Raw genomic sequence first — 24471 nt, 5'->3', positions numbered from 1 at the left:
CAATAGTCACCCGCGCCATTCTGGAAATATATGGCATGACAGATGAATTCTTTAATTCACAACTAAATCTATAATGCGGCTATTTCATTCGCCATTTCGCTGAGCAAGCGATCGATCTGCGCCATTTCATGGGTCGCTAAGACAGATTCCAGCCACGATTCGCATTTCAGCGTTGTCATTTTTGCCACGGTATATTTCACTTGTGGAACGCTGAGCGGCGTGACGCTGAGTTCGTCAACCCCTGCGGCAATCAAAAAAGGCAACATTTTGTCGTTTGAGGCAATTTCGCCACAAACGTGAACCGGGATAAGATATTTCTTCGCCGCATCGACGACCTGTTTAATCGCACGTAATACTGCCGGATGGTGCGGCTGATATAAATGCTGGACTTTACTGTTGTTGCGATCGCTGGCCGTAATGTACTGGGTCAGATCGTTGCTACCGATACTGAAAAAATCACAGTGGCTGGCGAAGACATCCGCTAGCATGGCCGCAGCTGGCGTTTCGACCATAATGCCAACGGGAATATTTTCATCATACGCAATCTGCTGTTGAGATAACGACTGCTTAATATCCGCGATTAGTGCCTTAGTCTCCTGAAGTTCTTCCAGCGTGGCGATCATCGGGATTAATATTTTTACCCGCCCAAAAGCCGAGGCGCGAACTATCGCGCGTAGCTGCTGCCTGAAAATCTCGGTATTACCGAGACAATAGCGGACAGCCCGATAGCCAAGAAACGGATTCTCTTCCGCCGGAATGCCAATGTAGTCCGCCTGTTTGTCTCCACCAATATCGAGGGTGCGGATAACGATCTCCTTGCCCGCCATCAGCACGGCCAGCGATCGATAGAACTGAAACTGCTCCTCTTCATCCGGAAAGTGGTCCCGATTCATATACAAAAACTCGGTCCGAACCAGGCCAATGCCGTCAGCATACTGTTCGAGCGCATTCTGCGCTTCGCTGAGCGCCGTGATATTGGCGCATACCGCAATGTTTGCCGGTGTAGCGCCGGCAGCCATCACAAAGCTTCTGAGTGCCTCTTTGCGCTGCGCTGATTGAGCAATAAGCTGTTGATATTTCGCAATACACTGGGCATCAGGGTCAACGTAGATAACGCCACGGCCGCCGTCGACGATCGCTGATTGCCCCTCTACCAGGCGGTCAATATCCATCGTGACGCCGACAATTGCCGGGATCCCCAACTCTTTAGCCAGTATCACCGAATGGGAAGTCACCCCACCGCCACAGGTGATGAAACCCTGCAACTGCTCTGGTTGATAGACGATCGTATCTGCTGGCGTCAGTTCATCCGCAGCGATAATCATTTTTTGAGGATGTCCAGTAAGCCCGGCGATGGGTTTATTCGCCAGACCATTCAACAGCATTTTTTCTATCGCACGAAGATCCTCGACCCGCTGATTCAGATAAGCCGACTTAGCCTTTAATAAACACCCGGCCAGACGCTCCGTCTCTTTGATAACCGCCCGCTCGGCACACAACGCAGAGAAAATATTCTCACGAATATGCGCAATATAATCTTCATCCTGGAGCATTAACAAATATGCTTTATAAACCTTGGCAATCTCATCGGTATATTGCTGTAATGCCTGTTGATGAAATGTCGCCATACTTTCAATACTGCGCTGTAATGCGGTTAAAAACCGATCCCATTCACGGGGGGGTTCGCAAGCATCAGAATATTCAGCATAACGTCGGTGATGGCGCAGGACCTGAATCTGACAAAATGCGATGCCGGGCGCTGCCGCAATGCCGTTCAAAATATACATACCGGACCTCAATAATGAGAAGACGCTGGAGTGAGTAATGGGTTATTTAATGCTGATTTCAAAATCATCAACTTCAGGCTCCTCTTCAGCACCGTCTTGCTGATCGGATGCTTTTAGTACTGGTTTGAGAATGGTTAACACGGCGGCAGTAATCAGGCTGCCGATAATTAACGCGGCGACAAATCCCCAAGGGTGTCCCATGATAGGAATCACAAAGATCCCGCCGTGGGGTACGGTGCTGGTGACGTTCCACAGCATCGTCAGCGAGGCAGCGGTTGCCGAACCGGCCATACAGGCGGGAATGACCCGCAGCGGATCGGCCGCAGCAAATGGCAGAACGCCTTCAGTGATAAAACATAATCCGAGGGGAAACGCGGCTTTTGCGGCTTCAATTTCACCCTGCGAATAGCGTTTACGGCGGGAAATAAACACTGAAATCGCTACGCCGATGGGGGGAACCATACCCGCAACAATTTTGGCCGCTTCCGGACCATAAATCCCCTGAGCCAACATGGCATTCGAGAACAGCGACGCTGATTTATTTACCGGTCCGCCGAGGTCAAAACCCATCATGGCGCCAATAATTCCTCCGAGAACCATCCTCGAACCGCCCATCAGTCCCCCCATCCAGTCAATGACCGCGGCCTGGGCAAGGGCCACCGGGCGCCCCAAAAACAGATAGAATGCCAGGCCAATAATCAGGGTGGAGAGCAGAGGAATAAAAAGCACCGGCATTAATCCCTGCATGCTGGAGGGCAGCTTTAAGTAGCGACGAATAGCCAGGATCACGTAGCCCACAAGAAATCCTGCCAACATCCCGCCGAGGAACCCGGCTTTAATTTCTATCGCTACAAACCCCAGAATCAGTCCTGGCGTAATACCTGGACGGTCGGCAATGGAATAGGCAATCCCAGCGGTCAGAACCGGGACAACCAGACCCATTGCCACAACACCGAGCTGGTTAATAAACCAGGGTAAGGTTTGTGTCGCGTTGGCCACAAAAGCGCCGCCAAATATTTTCGCTATCGCCATGCAGAGGCCCGCAGCGACGACCACCGGGATCATGTAGGAAACGCCGGTCAACATATGCTTCTTGAAACCGATATTGTAAGACATGCTATCGCCCTCATATTTAGGGTTAATTATTTTTGCATTTTTTCTTGTATTTTTTGAATCAACGATTTCGGTGATTTAACGACGGTAGAAATAGGCACTTCGACGACCTGCTTATCTTTAAAACGCTCCAGACCGCCAATACCAATATCGGTCGCAAAAATAACAATATCCGCCTTAGCGATATCCTCCGGGCTGAGTTTATCGTCAACACCAATAGACCCTTGAGTTTCCACTTTAATGTTATGCCCGAGGCTCAAGGCGGCCTGAATCAGTTTTTCTTTGGCGATATAGGTATGGGCAATGCCGGCAGTACAGGCGGTAATTCCAACAATATTCATAAGACACTCCAGGTTATTCAAAGGCAGAGACCAGCTCATCCGTCGAGGCGGCAGAGAGTAATTTTTCGCACGTTTCTTCTTTACCCAACAGACGCGCGACTTGAGACATCATTTTGACAAAATAATCATTTTTATCTTTCTTATTGACGGCAAAAAGAATAATCACCTTGACTCTGTTTCCGTCTAATGACTCCCATTCAATTGGTTTTTTTAATAGACCGATAGCGATACAGGTATGATTAACAAAGTCTGACTTACCGTGAGGGATCGCAATAAAACCACCAATTCCGGTTTTACCTTCACTTTCACGCTGATATACATCCTCAATAAAAGCATTAGGATCATTAACCGCACCATCCTTATATAACAGGTCAATTAATGACTCGAGGGCCTGTCGTTTATCCGTCGCCGGCATATTAATTTGCAGGGCATTTTTATTGATCACATCTGAAAGTATCATAAAAATTATAATCCTTATTACATCCTGGTCGTTGACGATAATCTCTGCTGATCAATTTAAGGTATAAAAAAAGCGGGCGAGTTCATTAATTGCCTGATCTTCATCCTCACCTTCCACCTTAATAATAACCTTGTCATTTTTGCATGCTCCCATGCTCAACACAGAGGTAAAACTTTTGCCATTAAACGTCTCACCATCCTTCTCAAAAGTAATTTTGCTGAGGTAAGAAAGTGATTTATCTACAAAGTCTGCCGCCGGTCTGGCGTGCAACCCCTCATCGCTTTCAATAATAAACTCGCACATTTTCATAGCATATCCTCATACCTGTTCTGATCTGTTAAAAATTGATATAACGCTTGCTCAGAAATACAGCTCCGCAGCGATTTCATGAGTTCATCGTTTTCCACCATGGCAGCCAGCATGGTGTAAAAACCGGCGATGCTGCCGTCAATTTTGCCATCCGCGGCTCTTTTAAAACCAACCATAATGACGACATCGACATCCTGTTCGCCTCCCCAGTTAACCGCCTCGCGGAGTAACGCCAGGGAGATAAAGTTCTCCTTCACCAGGCTGGGATCGCCGTGAGTAAGCACCACCCCGGGGGCAATCTCCGTAGAGGAGACTTTTTCTCGCTCTAATACTGAGGATAAATAACGTTGGTCACACCGGCCGGAGGTCGTCGCCTGCTGGCATATAAATTCCAGCACCGCAGGATTACTTTTAACGGATGAGATAACGAATAACATTTCAGGCGATATATGCTGGTGATAACCTCTTGCTCTGCCATCCGTTTTTTTCTGTAAGGTTTGCAGCACCTTACTTTTTTGCATCTTTTTGACGGTTTCTTTAATCAGGGAAAGATCGTAGGGCAGTAGTACATCATTGACCTGAATAACCGTCTCTTTGCTGCGCTGCAGCGGCACGGTACTGACGACCAGATCGCAGTCATTATGATCCAGTTGATCAAGGTCTCGCAGTGACAGAATGCCGACAATGTCCACCTGAGTGATCGCCCGCTGTATTTTTTGGGCAACAAATTGAGAGATGCCCATACCATAATTACAGACAATCGCGACTCTGATTTTCTTCAGCGCTAAACTTTGCGCGTTCTTAATGCACAGAGTAATCAAGCTAATCTCTTGCTCATTTAGCGCCATAGCATAACGCTGCTCAAACAGTAAGCTGCACAGTTCAACTTCAAGATATAAATCAAGATAAGAAAATTTAACCTGCCGGATCAATGACTGAGAAGCCTCCGTTTCGGACCGGTTCATCGCAAAGCGTTGACGATAGATCATCGGCCGAATGAGTAAAATCAGACGCCATAATAGTTGTTTATCCCTCTGCAACCCGCGGCTAACCACGTGACTTAACGACAGAATAAACGTCTGTACGGTCTCCTCGAGATGTTGTGGAGAAGCGCAAACCTGCACCCGGAGGAGCTCATCATTGACATCATTTAACTCGCAGGCCAGTAAAACCAGCGTCAGATAGCGGACATCATCGGCCGAAAATACCCGTCCGGTGGCGGCCTGTAAGTGCTGACAAAGAGAATGGGCCATTTCCTGCTCCGGGCATATAGCGATCGCTTGCGTGACGCTAACCGCCGGGCAATCTTCGGCCAGCTTTTGGCGGTGCATCACCAGAACGACCGAAAATACCAGCCAGACGCAGGAGTCATAGGTATATGACACATGACATTTTTTCTCCAGAGCCTCAAGCGCCTGTATAATAGATTCAAAATGATGCATCTCTTTGGCGAACATTATTTTAAGCGTAAGAAAATCAGCATCATCAAAATATTTTTTTATATGAGTATGCGCTGAGGTATAAAGGTGCCCGGCAGACTCCTTTTTTTGACAAAACTTCAGTTCAATAAACAAATACCAGAATAACTGTCGCCGGGTAAACTCACTGCATAACAGGCTATAGGTGGCATTAGACTTCGATAACGTAATACCAAAAGGCGACAGCCATAATTCAACTTCAGAAAGGTATTTTTTGATCGCCCCTTTATCCAGATAGACACAATCAGCTAATTCCTGAGCAGATACCGCAGGCTGTACCAGCAGAATCATTAGCAATCGGCACATCCGGTTTTTTATACGCTCATCAATATTAGTTTCAACAAATGTCGTGGCTATTTTTTCATAGGCTATTTTCTCCATCTCAAGAAAAAAACCTTTATTCGTTTTAGCCACCAGACGGCCTATATTATGATGAACAATTTCATCCCTGATAACATCAAGATCGCTCCTGACGGTTTTTTCTGAGTAGGACACCTCATCAGCAATATCCTTTACTGTGACATAATCTCTGATTACCCAAAGCAGCTCAAAAATTTTACGTTGTCTAACAGTAAATAGCATCACGGTAATGGCTCCATCAGAAATGATTATTGCTACAATATTATGCCCCAGTATCAATCTTACTAACATCAATACTAGCAGCGGCATTTTTTTAATCAAAACCAATAAATGACACAATCCAGTGGCCTTTATTGCGTTTTTTCCATATTCAGTGGATCAAGATCACATTTAGCAATGCATATAATTAAAGGTAATTAATGCGCCATGCATCACAGTTTATTTGCTGAAAGTAAAAATTTTAGCGTGAAGCATCACATTTCAGTGTCAGCTTCTTTCGGCTGAGGGAAAAAATACATCTGAATTCGCGATAGCAAATAGTGACGGAGATCAGGCAGGAAGACAAAATGGCGGTTAATGACCGGAAATCAACAACCGCCCTGGGGAAGGCAGAATGCTGTCGCTTACATCGCCAGCCCGCCACCGCCGCTGAAAGGCTGTTCACCGGCGATTTTCATCACTTCAGCACCGAAGGTCACGAACGGCGCCCGACGGCTGGCGTAGATCAGCCCGCCAGCCTGTGGGCGGACGGATTTGATCATATCGGTCAGCGGGTCGACGATTTCGGCTACCACATCATCGGCGCTGACCCACTCGCCGGGCTGTTTCAGCTGGACCAGAATGCCGCTCGCCGGGGCGGTGACAATCTCTCCGGCGCTAAACGGCAGCATCACCGTCTGCTGCTGCGGGACCTCCGGACGATCCCCGGCCAGCACCCCACGAAATTGCAGGTAGCGATAGAGCCGCTCGGCATCCTGACGCGCCAGCTCATGATTGACCTCCTGCTGGCCTCGCAGCTCGACGGTCACCGCCATGCAGCCGGGCTGCCGTGGCAGTTGGGGGAACCGGGTCGTCAGACGCTGCCAGGGCAGCCCGCAGGCCTCATCGAATGAGTTACCGCCGCTCTCCTGCGACAGCAGCACCGTGCCAATCCCAAGAAAAGCGGCCAGTACCCCGGCCTCTGGCTGCCAGGCCGGATCGGCGTACATATGTAAAATGGCCTGGTCGTCGCAGTGCAGATCCAGCACGACATCCGCATCGCAGGCCAGGCTCAGCAGATGATGGCGCAGCGCCTGCACTTCGCTACGTACCGGCTCCGCGGCCAGCCCATCGCGCATCGCCTGGCGTACCCGCTGCCGGTAATTATCGTGCGTCAGCGGCGCCGCAGCCTGCAGCTGGGGTTGAGCCAGGCGGGCCAGGTCGGGAAAATCACGATTGAAGTTGCGGCCGCTGCTGAGGTCAAAGCGCCCGATGCCGCTGTTGAGCATCACCTGAGCCAGCCCCGGCGGGTTTGCCACCGGAACGAGGATAATTTCACCGCGCAGCTCGGCGCGCCGTTCAGCCTGACACAGTAATCTTTTAAGATAGTGCAGCACCAACATACCTGGGATTTCATCGGCATGCAGCCCTGCCTGGAGATAAACTTTCTCCCCGACGCCGGGTTCGCCAAAATGAAAATGCGTTAATTGCCGCTGCCCACCCAGGGCATGTTCGGGTAAGGTATAGTGTTTAATTTTCATTGGACGTCCTCTTTGTGGAAAAGAAAGCCCGGCTTGACCGTATCGATCATAAGATCCTTGAAATCCTGCGCCGGGATGGCCGCATTTCTTATCAAAAGCTCTCGGAGCAGGTAAACCTCACCGCCCGTCCCTGCCTGGAACGCGTACGTGGCCTTGAGCGCGATGGAATTATCAGAGGCTACAGCGCGATTATCGATCTCCCCGAGCCGGAGCATGCCTTCGTGGTGCAGGCGCAGATTGCGCTGGCCGACCACGGCCGCTCGCAGCCGGTGTTTGAACAGGAGATGCGCCAGACCCCGGAAGTGCTCGACTGCTGGCTGGTCAGCGGCAGCTTTGACTTTCTGGTGCGCATTGGCTGCCGCAGCATGGCCCACTACTGCCAGCTGGCGGACACCTGGCTGACCAGCAAAAAATTCCGCGTCGATAAAATCGTGACCCTGACCGAACTTCAGGCGATCAAACGCTCCTGATCACGAGCGGCGGACAAACGCCAGCCAGCGTCGTTCGGCGCGCGAAAAAGCGAATATCAGTAAAAAAGTGCACAGCAAATAGAGCGCGGCGGCCATCAGGAACGGAATAAACGGTGAATAGGTAATGGCATAGAACGCCCGCGCGACGCCGGTAATATCGAGCAGCGTGACGGTGCTGGCCAGCGACGTGGCATGCAGTAAAAACACCATCTCGTTATTCAGCGCCGGAATGCCCCGCCGCAGCGTCGCCGGTAGCACCAGACGACGGATAATTTGTCCTTTGCTCATGCCATAGGCTTCACCGGCCACCCACTCCTGACGCGGAAAGGTCATCATCATCCCTGCCAGCAGCTCGGCCACGTAAGCGGCCGTATTCAGCACCAACGCTAAGGTGGCGCAAAAGGTGGCATCGCGGAACAGCAGCCAGAACGGCCGATCGTTTTGCCAGCCCAACTGGACGATATCGAACTGCGACAGCCCGTAATAGATCAGCATCAGTTGCAGGTAGAGCGGCGTGCTGCGAAAGAACCAGGTGCAGCCGCGAATCGGCCAGGCCAGCAGTCGCGGGCCGTACACCTGGATGACCGCCATCAGTACCGCCAGCACCATGCCGGGAACGATGGACAGTAAAAACAGTTCCGCCGTCACCGCCAGACCGCTCGCCGAGCCGTTGCCGTCGCTCCACAGGTAGCCCGGTAGCGCATCGATAAAAGTCTGCAGGTTCATAGTGCCGCCCCCGCCGTCGAAGAGCGCAGCGCGTAGCGCTTCGCCAGACGATTAAACAGCCAGCTGGACAAGGCGGTGATCACCATATAAATCAGCGACACGAGGAAGTAGAACAAAAACGGCTTCTGCGTGGCGCGCCCGGCCTGTTCCGCCAGCCACACCATATCTTCTAAACCGAGGATCGACACCAACGCCGATGCTTTCATCAGCCCCAGCCAGTTGTTATTGATGCCTGGAATGGCAAAACTCAGCATCTGCGGCAGCATCACACGCCGAAAGACCGTCCACGGACGCATGCCGTACGCTTGTGCCGCTTCGGTTTGGCCCCGGTCGACGGTGAGAAAGGCCCCGCGAAAGGTTTCGGTGTAGTAGGCACCAAACACAAAGCCAATCGCCAGGACCCCGGAAATAAAGGTATTGAAGCGAACCGGCCCGAGCCCGACCAGCCCCAGCAGTGTATTCACCAGCATCTCGCCGCCGAAAAACAGCAGCAACATAATGACCAGCTCCGGAATGCCGCGTACCAGCGTGGTGTAGCCGGTCGAAAACCAGCGTAGCCAGCGCGGCCCGAACAGCTTAATCAGCGCATTCACCAGCCCTAACAACAGCGCCACCAGCAGCGAAACCAGCATCACGCACAGCGAAAGCCCCGCGCCGCGCAGCAGTAACGGTAAATAGTCTGCAACCATATTCTGTCTTCCACCCGTGTCGTAAAGGGGCGCCAATCGCCGACCGCGCCCTCCCCTTCACGGCTTATTTGCCGTAGATATCAAAGCTGAAGTACTTTTTCTGAATGGCCTCGTAGGTGCCGTCGGCGCGGATTTGCTTAATCGCACCGTTCAGGGCATCGCGCAGCGCCGGATTGTCTTTATTCACCGCAATGCCGACGTCGGACGAGATACTGCCATCGCTGATAACCGGGCCGGCGAAGGCAAACTTCTGCCCGCGCGGGGTATCGATAAAGCTGGTGGCCGCCTGAATATTATCCTGCAGGGAAGCATCGATACGCCCGGAGAGCAGATCGAGGTAGACGTTATCCTGGTTGGCGTAACCGACGATTTTCACGCCATGGTTGGCCCAGTGGGTTCTGGCGTAGGCTTCATGGGTTGAACCGGTCTGTACCCCGACGGTCTTGCCCTTAAGGCTGGCGGCATCTGGCTGCAGCGGGCTACCCTTGCGTGCCACCAGTTGCGCCGCGCTGCGGTAGTAGCGGTCGGTGAAATCCACCTCTTTCTTGCGCTCATCGGTAATGTTCAGCGAGGCGATAATGGCATCGAATTTATGGGCGTTGAGCGCGGCAATCATGCTCTCAAACGGCTGTTTCACGAAGACGCATTTCGCTTTTAGCTGCGTACAAAGGGCGTTGGCAATATCAATGTCAAAACCGGTGATCTCGCCGCTGGGAGCAAGGACATCAAACGGTGGATAGCCACCATCCACCCCAAAGCTGATGGTATCAAACTGCTGTGCGGCCAGCGGTGCGCTCAGCGCCATACAGGCCAGTAAAGCGGCAATGCGTGTTTTCATATCGGTTACCCCTGATGTCAACGGTGTGGCTAAAAGCGCAGTGAAAGGCAGGTCAGGCCGCCGTCCATTTTCTTAAATTCGCTGGTGTCGAGCTGCACCACCGGCATCCCCAACTTGCTGATTTCGCCGAGGGTATAGGGGTAGCCCTGAGGCGTAATCAAGGTGTCGTTAATCCACAAAGTATTGCCGGCATACGCCTCTTCCTGCGGGATCACAATGGTGTTGAAGCCGCTAAAGGCCGGGTGATGCAGGTAGCCTTCCGTCAGCAGCAGCGTATTGCGCCCGACGTAGTTCACAATCGATTTCAGGTGCAGCCCGGCGCTCACTTCAATCGCGGTGACCTGGTAGCCGTGCGGTTCGACGGCGGCGGCAAACTCGCGGATCCCCTGCTCGTCGGTACGTGCGGTCAGGCCAACAAAAAACTGCTTGCCGACCAGCAGCACGTCGCCGCCATCCATATGACCCTGTTCACTCATCTGCACCAGCGGGCGAAAACCGGCCAGCACCGGGGCGATGGTCGCCACTTCACCCTGACGGCTCGGCGCGCCAGGATGGGTGATCACCGCCAGCTCCGGCATCACTACCGCGGTATCTTCCACAAAGTGGGCATCCGGGTAATCCGCGGCGGCAGGCAGAACGGTGACTTTCAGCCCGAGCTGCAGCAAGGTTTCCACGTAGGCAAGGAACTGGCGGGTCGTGCCGGCAATATCTGGCGCCCCGAGGCGGGCGGTGGTTTGGCCGGCGGCGCAGGTGGCGGCGGGCAGACGGGCAATAGCCTGGTTGAAATGCATAGAGAACCCTCAGGTGACAAATGAACGTTGCGCTTCCCGACACGCGGGTAAAGCAACGGGTTTTCTTGATTATCAAACAGATATTGTCACCGGTCCGGCTGAATAGCCGGTCAGGATTGTCTATTTACGCTGTATATTGTGTGCAAACGACGCATTCCGCTGTCGGCGGATGACCTTTATCGCCCGCTACGGTTCCGCGTTTTGCGCACGCAGCGGAAGCGGTTCAGTCAGCAGCAGCGCGCGGAGTTTTTCAATCGGCATCGACTTGTAAAAATACCATCCCTGAATCAGGGCGTTCTCATCGAAGGATTTGACAAACTCATAGTCGGTTTTGCTTTCCACCCCTTCAAAGACAATTTGTTTATTGAGCTGACAGACGATCTCCAGAATCGAGCTCAGAATCGTGCGCTTGTACTCATTCTTCAGGCCGTTTACGAAAAACTTATCCAGCTTAATTTCATCGTAGAACACCTCGGTCAACCACTGCAGGTTGGAAGAGCCGGTCCCAAAATCATCAAGGGCAATCCGCAGTCCCCGGTTCATCGCCTGCAATGAAAAGGCCGCGATCTTTTTATAGTACTCGCCGCTTCTTTCGGTAATTTCAATTTTAATCTGCTGCGGGCGAATATCATGACGCTTAAGCACCCGCATCAGATTATCTAAAAAACGCGGATTGTTGATTTCACTTTTGCCGATATTTATCGCCAGGGTGAAATCCGCATCGGCCTGCAGAATGGTTTTCAGCTCACGGGTCGCCTTCTCAATCACCAGCGCCGAAATATCGTCGGAAACATTAAGCTGCTCCGCCATCGAAATAAACAGGTCCGGCGGGACCTGACCATAGATCTTGTCATGCCAGCGAACCAGCGCCTCCACGCCAACGATCTTTTCGTTTTTAGCGCAGACTAACGGCTGGTACTCCAGATCGATCCGCTGGTTGATAATGGCCTTTTTCAAGCGAAATTCCAGCGAACGCCGCTCCGAGAAATAGCTCAGAATGGCGTAGAACAGCGCGGCCCCTAGAATAAAGGCGACGATCGCTATTGCGGCGATAAGCAGCGGCGGGAGCGATAAAAAGCCCTGCTCTTTTTCTGCCAGACGGGCGCAGATATCGTATTTCTGGCTACAAAGACGGGATACCGCTTCTGACCCGGCGGCGGTATTAGCGCTGACGTCATTGAGAAAAACGTGCTGACCATTACGGCTGGTTAATGAAAAATCGAGCCCTTTATAGCGACGCACAAAACCACTGAAGGCAAACGAAGAGGTAAACGAGACCACATTGCCGTACTGGCTCATGTCCAGAACGACGCCATATGGCAGATAGTTGCGCACCCCTTTGTAAATGCTAAAGCCGTTCGGCACGACATATTTTTCGTCAGGCAGCAGCAGCGGTTTATCGAGCACGCCCCAGTTGGCGGTACAGGCTATTCTGCCATTCTCAATAATGCCGAGGTCCTCCACATTAGCGTACTTCCAGATAACCTCGCGCAGGGCGGCAATATCCTGCTTACGACAGCCCACAATCTCTCGGGTGTGAACCCGATTAATAGCTGAGACAATTTGCGTGGTGACCTCTTCAGCGTGGCTGAGCAGTTCATCACTCATATCGGTTAACTGCGTACGCTGGTGCGATAGCATCAGGCTGTTGGTCAGAAATGCGGAAAGAAGCACAGTGATGACGCCGCCGGTCAGCAGCCATTTCTGTTTCTTAATAAATTTCATCATCCCTCCGCGACCCACGCCAGATACCGGAATCCACCTCGCAAACTCTTAAGCCAGGTGTCACAGTCCCTGTCACGCAGACCTATAATGTCGATAATAATGACAAAGCGGCGGTTATACCAGGCATCAGCACGCGAATGGGCCCCCTTATAAATCAGGAGGGAACGCGCTGTTGACCGTCAGATTGCGGTCAGAAAACGCCCGCTTTTCTTCAACGTAAGCGGCTCATCGAAAAGCATTTTTTCCAGACAGTTCTGGACAGACTTTTCACAATTCCTCCATTTTTGCGGGGCGTTTGCTCACTAAAATAGTATCATTCCGCGAAACGCTTCAGGATGAGATAACAATAAATGAAAGGCAGTCACACACTTCGCTGGGGAACCGCACTGGCGGTGATTATTGTTGCCGGCGCAGCATATTGGTTCTGGCATAGTCGTGAAACCGCAAACGGTGCGCCGTCTGCGACGAATGGTCAACCTCAGCAGGCCCCTGGAGGCGCTCGTCACGGGCGCTTCGGCGCGACGCTGGCACCGGTGCAGGCGGCGACCGCCACCAGCGAGTCGGTCCCGCGTTATCTCAGCGGCCTCGGCACCGTTACGGCGGCCAATACGGTCACGGTACGCAGCCGGGTAGACGGTCAGCTGCTGGCGCTCCATTTCCAGGAAGGCCAACAGGTCAAAGCGGGGGATCTCCTCGCCGAAATCGATCCCAGCCAGTTTAAGGTGGCTCTGGCCCAGGCCCAGGGTCAGCTCGCTAAAGATAAAGCCACGCTGGCCAACGCCCGGCGCGATCTCACCCGCTATCAACAGCTGGTGAAAACCAATCTGGTTTCGCGTCAGGAGCTGGATACCCAGCAGTCGCTGGTCAGTGAAACGGAAGGCACCATTAAAGCCGACGAAGCCTCGGTCGCCAGCGCGCAGCTGCAGCTCAACTGGAGCCGCATCACCGCCCCGATTGACGGGCGCGTGGGCCTGAAACAGGTCGATATCGGCAACCAGATTTCCACCGGCGACACCACCGGTATTGTGGTGTTAACCCAGACCCACCCTATCGATGTCGTCTTTACGCTGCCGGAAAATGATATTGCGACCGTCGTCCAGGCGCAGAAAGCCGGGAAAACGCTGCAGGTAGATGCCTGGGACCGGACCAACAAACAGAAAATCAGCCAGGGCACCCTGCTGAGTCTGGACAACCAGATTGACGCCACCACCGGGACCATCAAGCTGAAAGCGCGCTTCACCAACCAGGATGACGCGCTGTTTCCTAACCAGTTCGTCAACGCCCGCATGCTGGTGGATACCGAACAAAATGCGGTCGTCATCCCAACCGCCGCCCTGCAAATGGGCAACGACGGCCACTTTGTGTGGGTCCTGAACGACGAAAACAAAGTCAGCAAGCATACCGTCACGCCGGGGATCCAGGACAGCCTGAAAGTAGTGATTACCGCCGGGCTCTCCGCCGGTGACCGCGTGGTCACCGACGGTATCGACCGTTTGACCGAAGAGGCGAAAGTGGAGGTTGTCGATCCGCACAGCGCACCTGCCTCCACGGAAAAAGCCACCAGCCGTGAGTACGGTAAAAAAGGAGCACGCTCCTGATGCAAGTGTTACCCCCGAGCAGCACGGGTGGCCCGTCCCGACTGTTTATCATGCGCCCGGTCGCCACCACCCTGTTGATGGTGGCGATTATGCTGGCCGGGATCATCGGCTATCGCTTTTTGCCGGTCTCCGCCCTGCCAGAGGTCGATTACCCGACCATCCAGGTGATCACCCTTTATCCTGGCGCCAGCCCGGACGTGGTGACCTCGGCGATTACCGCGCCGCTGGAACGCCAGTTTGGTCAGATGTCCGGCCTGAAGCAGATGTCGTCGCAAAGCTCAGGCGGCGCCTCGGTGGTCACGCTACAGTTTCAACTGACGCTCCCGTTGGACGTGGCTGAGCAAGAAGTGCAGGCGGCGATCAACGCCGCCACCAACCTGCTGCCCTCCGACCTGCCAAACCCGCCGGTCTACAGCAAGGTTAACCCGGCGGATCCGCCGATCATGACCCTCGCCGTCACCTCCTCCGCCATTCCGATGACCCAGGTCGAAGATATGGTGGAAACCCGGGTGGCGCAGAAAATTTCCCAGGTCTCCGGCGTCGGGCTGGTGACGCTTGCGGGCGGCCAACGCCCAGCAGTACGCGTGAAGCTCAACGCGCAGGCCATCGCCGCCCTCGGACTGACCAGCGAAACCATCCGCACCGCCATCACCAGCGCTAACGTGAACTCGGCGAAAGGGAGCCTGGACGGCCCTACCCGTGCCGTCACCCTGTCGGCAAATGACCAGATGCAATCGGCGGAAGATTACCGTCGGCTGATCGTCGCCTACCAGAACGGCGCGCCGATTCGCCTCGGCGATGTCGCCACCATTGAACAAGGGGCAGAAAACAGCTGGCTTGGCGCATGGGCGAACAACCAGCAGGCCATCGTCATGAACGTTCAGCGTCAGCCGGGGGCCAACATCATCGCCACAGCCGACAGCGTCCGTGAAATGTTGCCGCAGCTCACCGAGAGCCTGCCGAAATCGGTCAAGGTCCAGGTACTCTCCGACCGGACGAACAACATCCGCGCCTCGGTCAGCGACACCCAGTTTGAGCTGATGCTGGCGATTGCGCTGGTGGTGATGATTATTTACCTGTTCCTGCGCAACGTCCCGGCCACCATTATCCCCGGCGTAGCGGTACCGCTGTCGCTGGTGGGGACCTTCGCGGTGATGGTGTTCCTCGACTTCTCGATTAACAACCTGACCCTGATGGCGCTGACTATCGCCACCGGCTTTGTGGTCGATGACGCCATCGTGGTCATTGAAAACATCTCCCGTTACATCGAAAAGGGTGAAAAGCCCCTCGCCGCCGCGCTGAAAGGAGCCGGTGAAATCGGCTTTACCATTATCTCGTTAACCTTTTCGCTGATCGCCGTGCTGATCCCGCTGCTGTTTATGGGCGATATCGTTGGCCGTCTGTTCCGCGAGTTTGCGATAACCCTGGCGGTGGCGATCCTGATATCCGCCGTGGTGTCGCTCACCCTGACGCCAATGATGTGCGCGCGCATGCTCAGCCACGAATCGCTGCGTAAGCAGAACCGCTTCTCCCAGGCCAGCGAGCGTTTCTTCGACCGCGTCATTGCGGCCTACGGCCGAGTGCTGAGCCGGGTGCTGAATCACCCGTGGCTGACCCTGAGCGTGGCCTTAGGCACGCTGGTGCTGTCAATTATGCTGTGGGTCTTTATCCCCAAAGGATTCTTCCCGATTCAGGATAACGGCATTATCCAGGGCACCCTCCAGGCCCCGCAATCGTCGTCCTTTGTCAATATGGCCCAGCGCCAGGAGCAGGTCTCTGCCGCAATCCTCAAGGATCCGGCGGTCGAGAGCCTGACCTCCTTCGTTGGGGTTGACGGGACCAACCCGGCACTGAACAGCGCCCGCTTGCAGATCAATCTCAAACCGCTGGATGAACGCGACGACCGCGTCCAAGCGGTTATCTCGCGTCTACAAAAATCGGTCGATAGCATTCCGGGCATCGAACTGTATCTGCAGCCGACGCAGGACCTGACGATTGATACCACCGTCAGCCGAACCCAGTACCAGTTCACCCTGCAGGCCAACTCGCTCGACGCCCTCAGTACCTGGGTGCCTCAGTTGCTGACGCGTCTTCAGGCGCTGCCGCAGCTTTCGGACGTCAGCAGCGACTGGCAGGATAAGGGTCTGGCAGCCTATATCAAGGTTGACCGCGACAGCGCCAGCCGGCTCGGCATCAGCATGGCTGATGTCGATAACGCGCTGTACAACGCCTTCGGCCAGCGGCTGATCTCCACCATTTACACCCAGGCGAACCAGTATCGCGTAGTGCTGGAGCACGACACCCGCGAGACGCCGGGGCTGGCGGCGCTGGACAATATTCGCCTGACCAGCAGCGATGGCGGCATCGTGCCGCTGAAATCCATCGCCAGCGTCGAACAGCGGTTCGCCCCGCTGTCGATTAACCATCTCGATCAGTTCCCGGTGACCACCATCTCGTTTAACGTGCCGGATACCTACTCGTTGGGCGATGCGGTGGAGGCGATCCTCGCCGCCGAACAGGCGCTGGATTTCCCTTCCGAGATCCGCACCCAGTTCCAGGGCAGCACTCTCGCCTTCCAGTCGGCGCTCGGCAATACCGTCTGGCTGGTGGTGGCCGCGGTGGTGGCAATGTATATCGTGCTTGGCGTGTTGTATGAAAGCTTCATCCACCCGATCACCATTCTGTCGACCTTACCGACCGCCGGCGTCGGCGCGCTGCTCTCACTGTGGCTGGCAGGGAGCGAGCTGGACGTGATTGCGATCATCGGGATTATCCTGCTGATTGGTATCGTCAAGAAAAACGCCATCATGATGATCGACTTTGCGCTGGCCGCCGAGCGCGAGCAGGGAATGCCGCCGCGCGAAGCCATCTACCAGGCCTGCCTGCTACGTTTCCGCCCGATTCTGATGACCACCCTCGCCGCCCTGCTCGGCGCCTTGCCGCTGATGCTCAGTACCGGCGTAGGCGCCGAACTGCGGCGTCCGCTGGGGATCGGCATGGTCGGCGGTCTGATGTTAAGCCAGGTACTGACGCTGTTTACCACGCCGGTCATCTACCTGCTCTTCGATCGCCTGTCGCTGTACATTAAAAGCCGCTTCCCGCGACATGAGGAGGAGGCGTAAATGAAGTTTTTTGCCCTCTTCATTTACCGCCCGGTGGCCACGATTTTAATTTCGCTGGCCATCACCCTGTGCGGCGTGCTGGGTTTTCGCCTGCTGCCGGTAGCCCCGCTGCCGCAGGTGGATTTCCCGGTCATCATGATCAGTGCCTCGCTGCCTGGGGCTTCGCCGGAGACCATGGCCTCGTCGGTGGCAACGCCGCTTGAGCGTTCTTTGGGCCGCATCGCTGGCGTGTCTGAGATGACCTCCTCCAGTTCGCTGGGCAGCACGCGCATTATCATGCAGTTCAATTTCGACCGCGATATCAACGGCGCGGCCCGCGATGTGCAGGCGGCGATCAATGCCGCACAGAGCCTGTTGCCTAGCGGTATGCCAAGCCGCCCGACCTACCGCAAGGCCAACCCGTCCGACTCGCCGATCATGATCCTCACGCTCACCTCGGACACCTATTCCCAGGGCGAGCTGTACGATTTTGCCTCCACCCAGCTGGCACAAACCATTGCCCAAATTGATGGCGTTGGGGATGTGGACGTAGGCGGAAGCTCGCTGCCCGCAGTGCGGGTGGATCTGAACCCGCAGGCGCTGTTTAACCAGGGCGTTTCGCTGGACGCGGTGCGCACCGCCATCTCCGATGCTAACGTGCGCAAACCGCAGGGGGCGCTGGAGGACCACAGCCAGCGCTGGCAGGTACAAACCAACGATGAGCTGAAAACCGCTGCGGAATATCAGCCGCTGATCGTGCACTACAATAACGGCGCGGCGGTTCGCCTCAGCGACGTCGCCACCATCAGCGATTCGGTACAGGATGTGCGCAACGCCGGGATGACCAACGCCAAACCGGCGATTTTGCTGATGATCCGCAAACTGCCGGAAGCCAACATCATCCAGACGGTGGACAGCATTCGCGCCCGCCTGCCGGAGCTACAGCAGACCATTCCGGCGGCCATCGACCTGCAAATTGCCCAGGACCGCTCGCCGACCATCCGTGCCTCGCTGGAGGAGGTGGAACAGACGCTGGTTATCTCGGTGGCGCTGGTGATCCTCGTGGTGTTCCTGTTCCTGCGCTCCGGCCGGGCGACGCTGATCCCGGCGGTAGCGGTTCCGGTGTCACTGATTGGGACCTTCGCGGCGATGTATCTGTGCGATTTCAGTCTCAATAACCTGTCGCTGATGGCCCTGACCATCGCCACCGGTTTTGTGGTGGATGACGCCATCGTGGTGCTGGAAAACATCTCCCGCCATCTTGAAGCCGGCATGAAACCGCTGCAGGCAGCGCTTCAGGGCAGCCGCGAAGTCGGCTTTACCGTGCTGTCGATGAGCCTGTCGCTGGTGGCGGTCTTTTTACCGTTGCTGCTGATGGGCGGGCTGCCGGGGCGGCTGTTGCGTGAATTTGCGGTGACCCTGTCGGTGGCGATCGGCATTTCGCTGGCGGTCTCCCTCACGCTGACGCCGATGATGTGCGGCTGGCTGCTTAAGAGCAGCAAACCGTCCCAGCCGACGCGCAACCGCGGTTTTGGCCGGGTGCTGGTCGCGATTCAGGGCGGCTACGGCACTTCTTTGAAGTGGGTCCTCAAGCACAGCCGCATTACCGGGCTGGTGCTGCTGGGCACCATCGCGCTGAGCGTCTGGCTCTATATTTCGATTCCGAAAACCTTCTTTCCGGAACAGGATACCGGCGTGCTGATGGGCGGCATTCAGGCCGACCAAAGCATCTCCTTCCAGGCGATGCGCGGCAAGCTGCAGGACTTTATGAAAATCATCCGTGAAGACCCGGCGGTGGATAACGTGACCGGTTTTACCGGTGGCTCAAGGGTCAACAGCGGGATGATGTTTATCACCCTTAAATCCCGTGACCAACGGCACGAGACGGCGCAGCAAATTATCGACCGACTGCGGCAAAAACTGGCGAAAGAGCCGGGGGCCAATCTGTTCTTAATGGCGGTCCAGGATATTCGCGTCGGCGGCCGTCAGGCTAACGCCAGCTACCAGTACACGCTGCTGTCAGACGACCTTGCGGCGCTGCGTGAATGGGAGCCGAAGATCCGTAAAGCTCTCGCCGCCCTGCCGGAGCTGGCGGACGTTAACTCGGACCAGCAGGATAACGGCGCGGAAATGGACCTTATCTACGATCGCGATACCATGTCGCGGCTGGGGATCAGCGTCCAGGACGCCAACAACCTGCTGAATAACGCCTTCGGTCAGCGGCAGATCTCGACGATTTATCAACCCCTTAACCAGTATAAAGTGGTGATGGAGGTGGACCCGGTGTATACCCAGGACGTCAGCGCGCTGGATAAAATGTTTGTCATCAACAGCGAAGACAAACCTGTCCCGCTGTCCTACTTCGCCAAATGGCAGCCGGCCAACGCCCCGCTGTCGGTGAACCACCAGGGACTGTCGGCAGCGTCGACGATCGCCTTTAACCTGCCAACCGGTAAATCCCTGTCGGAAGCCAGCGAGGCCATCGACCGCACCATGACCCAGCTTGGGGTACCCTCCAGCGTGCGCGGCTCCTTTGCCGGCACCGCCCAGGTGTTCCAGGAGACCATGAATTCGCAGGTTATTTTGATTCTTGCCGCCATTGCGACGGTGTATATCGTGCTCGGGATCTTGTACGAGAGCTACGTGCACCCGTTAACGATCCTCTCCACCCTGCCCTCGGCGGGCGTGGGGGCACTGCTGGCGCTGGAGCTGTTTGGCGCGCCGTTCAGCCTGATCGCGCTTATCGGTATTATGCTATTAATTGGGATAGTGAAGAAAAACGCCATCATGATGGTCGACTTTGCTCTGGATGCCCAGCGCAACGGCAATCTCACGCCGGAAGAGGCCATTTTCCAGGCCTGTCTGCTGCGATTCCGCCCGATTATGATGACTACCCTGGCGGCGCTGTTCGGCGCACTGCCGCTGGTGTTATCCGGCGGCGACGGTTCCGAACTGCGTCAGCCACTGGGGATCACCATTGTCGGCGGGCTGGTGATGAGCCAGCTGTTAACGCTCTATACCACGCCGGTGGTCTATCTGTTCTTCGACCGTCTGCGGTTACGTTTTTCGCGCAAATCCAATCAGCCGGTAAGCGATTAACATGACAGAACTGCCCTCCAGCGTACGCTGGCAACTCTGGATAGTGGCTTTCGGCTTCTTTATGCAGTCGCTGGATACCACTATCGTCAACACCGCCCTCCCCTCCATGGCCCGCAGCCTGGGGGAGAGTCCGCTGCACATGCATATGGTGGTGGTTTCGTACGTGCTGACGGTGGCGATCATGCTGCCCGCCAGCGGCTGGCTGGCGGACCGGGTCGGCGTGCGCAATATTTTCTTCACTGCCATTGTACTGTTTACCCTCGGCTCCCTGTTTTGCGCCCAGGCTAACACGCTCGATCAGCTGGTCATGGCCCGGGTGCTGCAAGGGGTTGGTGGCGCGATGATGGTGCCCGTAGGTCGCCTGACGGTGATGAAAATCGTCCCGCGTTCGCAATATATGGCGGCCATGACCTTCGTGACCCTCCCCGGCCAGGTCGGGCCGCTGCTCGGTCCGGCTCTCGGCGGTATCCTGGTGGAGTATGCCTCCTGGCACTGGATCTTTTTAATCAACATCCCGGTGGGGATTATCGGCGCCATCGCCACCCTGTGGCTGATGCCGAACTACACCTTACAAACCCGGCGTTTTGATATTTTTGGCTTTATTCTGCTGGCGGCGGGAATGGCCACGTTGACTCTCGCCCTCGACGGTAAAAAAGGGCTGGGGATTTCTCCGCTGCTGCTCAGCGCGCTGGTGGTCATCGGCGTCGCCTCAATCCTGCTCTATCTGTGGTACGCCCGGGACAACGATAACGCGCTGTTCAGCCTGAAGCTGTTTCGCAACCGCACCTTCTCTCTCGGGCTCGGCGGGAGCTTTGCCGGGCGCATCGGTAGCGGCATGCTGCCCTTTATGACCCCGGTATTCCTGCAAATTGGCCTCGGCTTCACGCCGTTCCACGCCGGGCTGATGATGATTCCTATGGTCCTCGGCAGCATGGGGATGAAACGCATTGTGGTGCAGGTGGTAAACCGCTTTGGTTACCGTCGCGTGCTGGTGGTGGCGACCCTCGGCCTGGCGCTGATCAGCCTGCTGTTTATGGCCGTCGCGCTGGCGGGCTGGTACTGGCTGCTGCCGGTGGTGCTGGTGCTGCAAGGCATGATCAACTCCAGCCGTTTCTCCTCGATGAATACTCTGACCCTGAAAGACCTACCGGATGAGCTGGCCAGCAGCGGCAACAGCCTGTTGTCGATGATCATGCAGCTGTCGATGAGTATCGGCGTCACCATCGCCGGGATCCTGCTCGGGATGTTCGGCCAGCAGCATCTGAGCGCCGACCCGGCTACCGTCCATCAGGTCTTCTTCTATACCTATCTGTGCATGGCGGCGATCATTGCGCTCCCGGCGTTTATTTTTTCCCGTGTACCGGATGAGACCGGCAGCAACACCACCATCGCCCGTCGTAGCCGTCATAAAAGGAGTGAGCCGTGAAGTACTGGCGTCCGGGGATTACCGGCAAACTGTTTCTGGCCATTTTAGCCACCTGTATCGTGCTGCTTATCAGCATGCACTGGGCGGTGCGCATCAGCTTTGAACGCGGGTTCATCGACTATATCAAGCGCGGTAACGAACAGCGCCTGACCCTGCTGGGCGATGCGCTGAGCGAGCAGTACTCTCTGCACGGCAGCTGGAAATTCCTGCGCAACAACGATCGGTTTATTTTCCAGATCTTAAAATCGTTTGACCGCGAGAGCGACGATCGCGCCTCCGGCGGACGCCGAATGAACGGCGGCGGATCGCCCTACGATCGCCCCGGCCACGATGGCCCGCCGCCAGAAGGCCCCCCCGATGGACCACCTGGCGGCCCACGCGGTCCTGGCCCGGATATGCCGCCGCACGGCTGGCGTACCATGTTCTGGGTTGTCGACCAGAAAGGCCGGGTGCTGGTCGGCCCGCCGGAAAAGCTGCCGGAAGATGGTACTCGACGCGACATTATGGTCAACGGCGTGCGGGTCGGCATGGTGGTGGCCTCGCCGGTTGAGCGCCTGACGCGCAATACCGATATCAATTTCGATCGCCAGCAAAAGCGCACCAGCTGGCTGATTGTCGCCCTCGCCACGTTGCTGGCGGCGCTGGCGACCTTCCCGCTGGCCCGCGGCCTGCTGGCACCGGTGAAACGGCTGGTTGAAGGGACCCATCGTCTGGCGGCGGGAGATTTCAGCACCCGCGTTACCGCCACCAGCAGCGATGAACTCGGCCGTCTGGCGCAGGATTTTAACCAGCTTGCCAGCACCCTTGAACGTAACCAGCAGATGCGCCGTGACCTGATGGCGGATATCTCCCATGAGCTGCGAACCCCGCTGGCGGTACTGCGCGGCGAACTGGAAGCGATTCAGGACGGCGTGCGTAAATTCACCCCGGACTCCATTCCGTCGCTGCAGGCTGAAGTCGCCACCCTCACCAAACTGGTGGACGATCTGCACCAGCTGTCAATGTCCGATGAAGGCGCGCTGGCCTATCAGAAAACCTCGGTCGACATCATTACCCTGCTGGAAGTGGCGGCGGGCGCTTTCCGCGAACGTTTCGCCAGCCGGGGGCTGAGCATCAAGGTGTCGCTGCCGGAAAGCGCGATGATTTTTGGCGATGGCGATCGCCTGATGCAGCTGTTTAATAACCTGCTGGAAAACAGCCTTCGCTATACCGATAGCGGCGGACAGCTGCTGATCAGCGCCAGCCAGAGCGGTCAACGCCTGATTCTGGATTTCGCCGACAGCGGTCCGGGGGTCAGCGACCAGCAACTGGAGCGGCTGTGCGAACGCTTTTATCGCGCCGAAGGTTCTCGCAATCGTGCCAGTGGCGGCTCTGGGCTGGGGCTGGCGATCTGTGTCAATATTGTGGCTGCCCATGGCGGCAGCTTACGCGCCGACCATTCGCCTTTTGGCGGGGTTAGCATTAAAGTTGAGTTACCACTGGAACGTGATATATCGAGAGACGTATGAGTGAATTACCTGTTGATGAAAATACCCCACGCATTCTTGTCGTGGAAGATGAACCCAAACTGGGTCAGTTGCTGCTCGACTATCTGCTCGCGGCAGGTTATGCACCGACGCTGATTAATCACGGCGATCAGGTCCTGCCTTACGTTCGTCAAACCCCACCGCATCTCATTCTGCTGGATCTGATGCTGCCGGGCACCGATGGTCTGACCCTGTGCCGGGAGATCCGTCGCTTCTCCGATGTGCCGGTGGTGATGGTTACCGCCAAAATTGAGGAGATCGACCGGCTGCTCGGGCTGGAAATTGGTGCCGATGATTATATCTGCAAGCCCTACAGCCCACGTGAAGTGGTGGCGCGGGTGAAAACCATTCTTCGCCGTTGCAAGCCGCGCCGGGATCTGCAGGCGCTGGATGCGGAAAGCCCGCTGATCGTCGATGAAGGCCGTTTTCAGGCATCATGGCGCGATAAGCTGCTGGATCTGACCCCCGCCGAGTTCCGCCTGCTGAAAACCCTCTCCCAGGAGCCGGGCAAGGTCTTCTCGCGCGAACAGCTGCTTAACCACCTGTATGATGATTATCGCGTGGTGACCGACCGCACCATCGACAGCCATATCAAAAACCTGCGGCGCAAGCTGGAATCGCTGGACACCGAACAGTCGTTTATTCGTGCGGTGTATGGCGTCGGCTATCGTTGGGAAGCAGACGCCTGCCGGCTGGCGTAGTGAGCCACCTGACCGGGCTACAGGTTCCTGCAATCCGCTAGCCCGGACAGATGCGCAGCACCGCCTCCGGGGAAACGTCAACGCCAACGGCCACGACCTTGCGCATTGATTAAACCCTACGGTTTACTCCCCTCCTCCACAGCGCTACAATGCCCGCCCTTAATGTGTGGGCACTCTCCCTGCGAGAGCGTCTC

Annotated in this window: 19 protein-coding genes; 7 read left to right on the top strand and 12 right to left on the bottom strand. The window is 55.8% G+C overall.

Going from position 1 to position 24471, the window contains the following annotated elements; genetic code table 11:
- Positions 1-68 precede the first annotated feature (68 nt).
- The 7 genes from ptsP to ACMYSN_RS23310 all read right to left on the bottom strand — a co-directional run bounded on the left by ptsP (position 69) and on the right by ACMYSN_RS23310 (position 7587).
- Positions 69-1787: a phosphoenolpyruvate--protein phosphotransferase gene (ptsP, locus tag ACMYSN_RS23340; RefSeq protein ID WP_462496329.1), complete on the bottom strand. Its 1719-nt coding sequence runs from the start codon at positions 1785-1787 to the stop codon at positions 69-71.
- A 42-nt stretch (positions 1788-1829) separates the two neighbouring features.
- A complete protein-coding gene (locus tag ACMYSN_RS23335) occupies positions 1830-2903 on the bottom strand; it encodes a PTS fructose transporter subunit IIC (protein WP_174507907.1) in 1074 nt (357 codons plus the stop codon).
- A 26-nt stretch (positions 2904-2929) separates the two neighbouring features.
- Complete coding sequence (locus tag ACMYSN_RS23330) at positions 2930-3241, bottom strand: PTS fructose transporter subunit IIB (RefSeq protein ID WP_331850279.1); 312 nt, start codon at positions 3239-3241, stop codon at positions 2930-2932.
- A gap of 13 nt (positions 3242-3254) precedes the next feature.
- On the bottom strand, positions 3255-3701 hold the full coding sequence (locus ACMYSN_RS23325) for a PTS sugar transporter subunit IIA (protein ID WP_462496328.1): 447 nt from the start codon (positions 3699-3701) through the stop codon (positions 3255-3257).
- A gap of 51 nt (positions 3702-3752) precedes the next feature.
- Positions 3753-4010: an HPr family phosphocarrier protein gene (locus tag ACMYSN_RS23320; protein ID WP_331850280.1), complete on the bottom strand. Its 258-nt coding sequence runs from the start codon at positions 4008-4010 to the stop codon at positions 3753-3755.
- Positions 4007-6070 (bottom strand): BglG family transcription antiterminator, encoded by a 2064-nt coding sequence (locus ACMYSN_RS23315; RefSeq protein ID WP_462498321.1) that lies wholly within the window; start codon positions 6068-6070, stop codon positions 4007-4009. Before ACMYSN_RS23315 ends, ACMYSN_RS23320 begins: the two co-directional genes overlap by 4 nt.
- A gap of 401 nt (positions 6071-6471) precedes the next feature.
- Positions 6472-7587: a succinylglutamate desuccinylase/aspartoacylase family protein gene (locus ACMYSN_RS23310; protein WP_462496327.1), complete on the bottom strand. Its 1116-nt coding sequence runs from the start codon at positions 7585-7587 to the stop codon at positions 6472-6474.
- Between the two features lie 14 nt (positions 7588-7601).
- On the opposite strand from ACMYSN_RS23310, the gene ACMYSN_RS23305 reads away from it, so the two are divergent.
- Positions 7602-8057: an Lrp/AsnC family transcriptional regulator gene (locus ACMYSN_RS23305; protein WP_123755517.1), complete on the top strand. Its 456-nt coding sequence runs from the start codon at positions 7602-7604 to the stop codon at positions 8055-8057.
- Here the strand turns inward: ACMYSN_RS23305 and ACMYSN_RS23300 are convergent, their stop codons facing one another.
- The 5 genes from ACMYSN_RS23300 to ACMYSN_RS23280 form a co-directional block, all read right to left on the bottom strand.
- Entirely contained in the window at positions 8058-8783 is a 726-nt protein-coding gene (locus tag ACMYSN_RS23300; protein ID WP_462496326.1) for an ABC transporter permease, read from the bottom strand. It abuts the gene before it with no gap.
- The gene (locus ACMYSN_RS23295) at positions 8780-9472 is read right to left on the bottom strand and encodes an ABC transporter permease (protein WP_462496325.1); all 693 of its coding nucleotides are present in this window, start codon (positions 9470-9472) and stop codon (positions 8780-8782) included. Before ACMYSN_RS23295 ends, ACMYSN_RS23300 begins: the two co-directional genes overlap by 4 nt.
- A gap of 64 nt (positions 9473-9536) precedes the next feature.
- Positions 9537-10310 carry an ABC transporter substrate-binding protein gene (locus ACMYSN_RS23290; protein WP_123755081.1) on the bottom strand — a complete coding sequence of 258 codons (774 nt, stop codon included), beginning with the start codon at positions 10308-10310 and terminating at the stop codon, positions 9537-9539.
- Between the two features lie 29 nt (positions 10311-10339).
- Positions 10340-11101: a dimethylarginine dimethylaminohydrolase family protein gene (locus ACMYSN_RS23285; RefSeq protein ID WP_123755082.1), complete on the bottom strand. Its 762-nt coding sequence runs from the start codon at positions 11099-11101 to the stop codon at positions 10340-10342.
- Between the two features lie 186 nt (positions 11102-11287).
- Complete coding sequence (locus tag ACMYSN_RS23280) at positions 11288-12829, bottom strand: EAL domain-containing protein (RefSeq protein ID WP_462496324.1); 1542 nt, start codon at positions 12827-12829, stop codon at positions 11288-11290.
- Between the two features lie 347 nt (positions 12830-13176).
- On the opposite strand from ACMYSN_RS23280, the gene ACMYSN_RS23275 reads away from it, so the two are divergent.
- From ACMYSN_RS23275 to baeR, 6 genes are read left to right on the top strand one after another with little or no spacing between them, the layout of a single operon-like run.
- Complete coding sequence (locus tag ACMYSN_RS23275) at positions 13177-14424, top strand: multidrug efflux RND transporter subunit MdtA (protein WP_462496323.1); 1248 nt, start codon at positions 13177-13179, stop codon at positions 14422-14424.
- A complete protein-coding gene (locus ACMYSN_RS23270; RefSeq protein WP_154144237.1) occupies positions 14424-17546 on the top strand; it encodes an MdtB/MuxB family multidrug efflux RND transporter permease subunit in 3123 nt (1040 codons plus the stop codon). The genes ACMYSN_RS23275 and ACMYSN_RS23270 overlap by 1 nt, the downstream gene beginning before the upstream one ends.
- A complete protein-coding gene (gene mdtC, locus ACMYSN_RS23265) occupies positions 17547-20624 on the top strand; it encodes a multidrug transporter subunit MdtC (RefSeq protein WP_462496322.1) in 3078 nt (1025 codons plus the stop codon).
- 1 nt (position 20625) lies between these two features.
- Entirely contained in the window at positions 20626-22050 is a 1425-nt protein-coding gene (mdtD, locus tag ACMYSN_RS23260) for an MFS transporter (RefSeq protein WP_462496321.1), read from the top strand.
- Complete coding sequence (baeS, locus tag ACMYSN_RS23255; protein WP_462496320.1) at positions 22047-23558, top strand: two-component system sensor histidine kinase BaeS; 1512 nt, start codon at positions 22047-22049, stop codon at positions 23556-23558. The genes mdtD and baeS overlap by 4 nt, the downstream gene beginning before the upstream one ends.
- On the top strand, positions 23555-24277 hold the full coding sequence (gene baeR, locus ACMYSN_RS23250; RefSeq protein WP_123755090.1) for an envelope stress response regulator BaeR: 723 nt from the start codon (positions 23555-23557) through the stop codon (positions 24275-24277). Before baeS ends, baeR begins: the two co-directional genes overlap by 4 nt.
- The last annotated feature ends 194 nt before the right edge of the window (positions 24278-24471 follow it).

It is taken from the genome of Klebsiella sp. R445, from assembly GCF_051131755.1.
Lineage (GTDB): Bacteria > Pseudomonadota > Gammaproteobacteria > Enterobacterales > Enterobacteriaceae > Klebsiella > Klebsiella lignicola.
The sequence above is the reverse complement of the archived record's forward strand: the minus strand, read 5'-3'. Positions and strand labels throughout refer to the sequence as shown.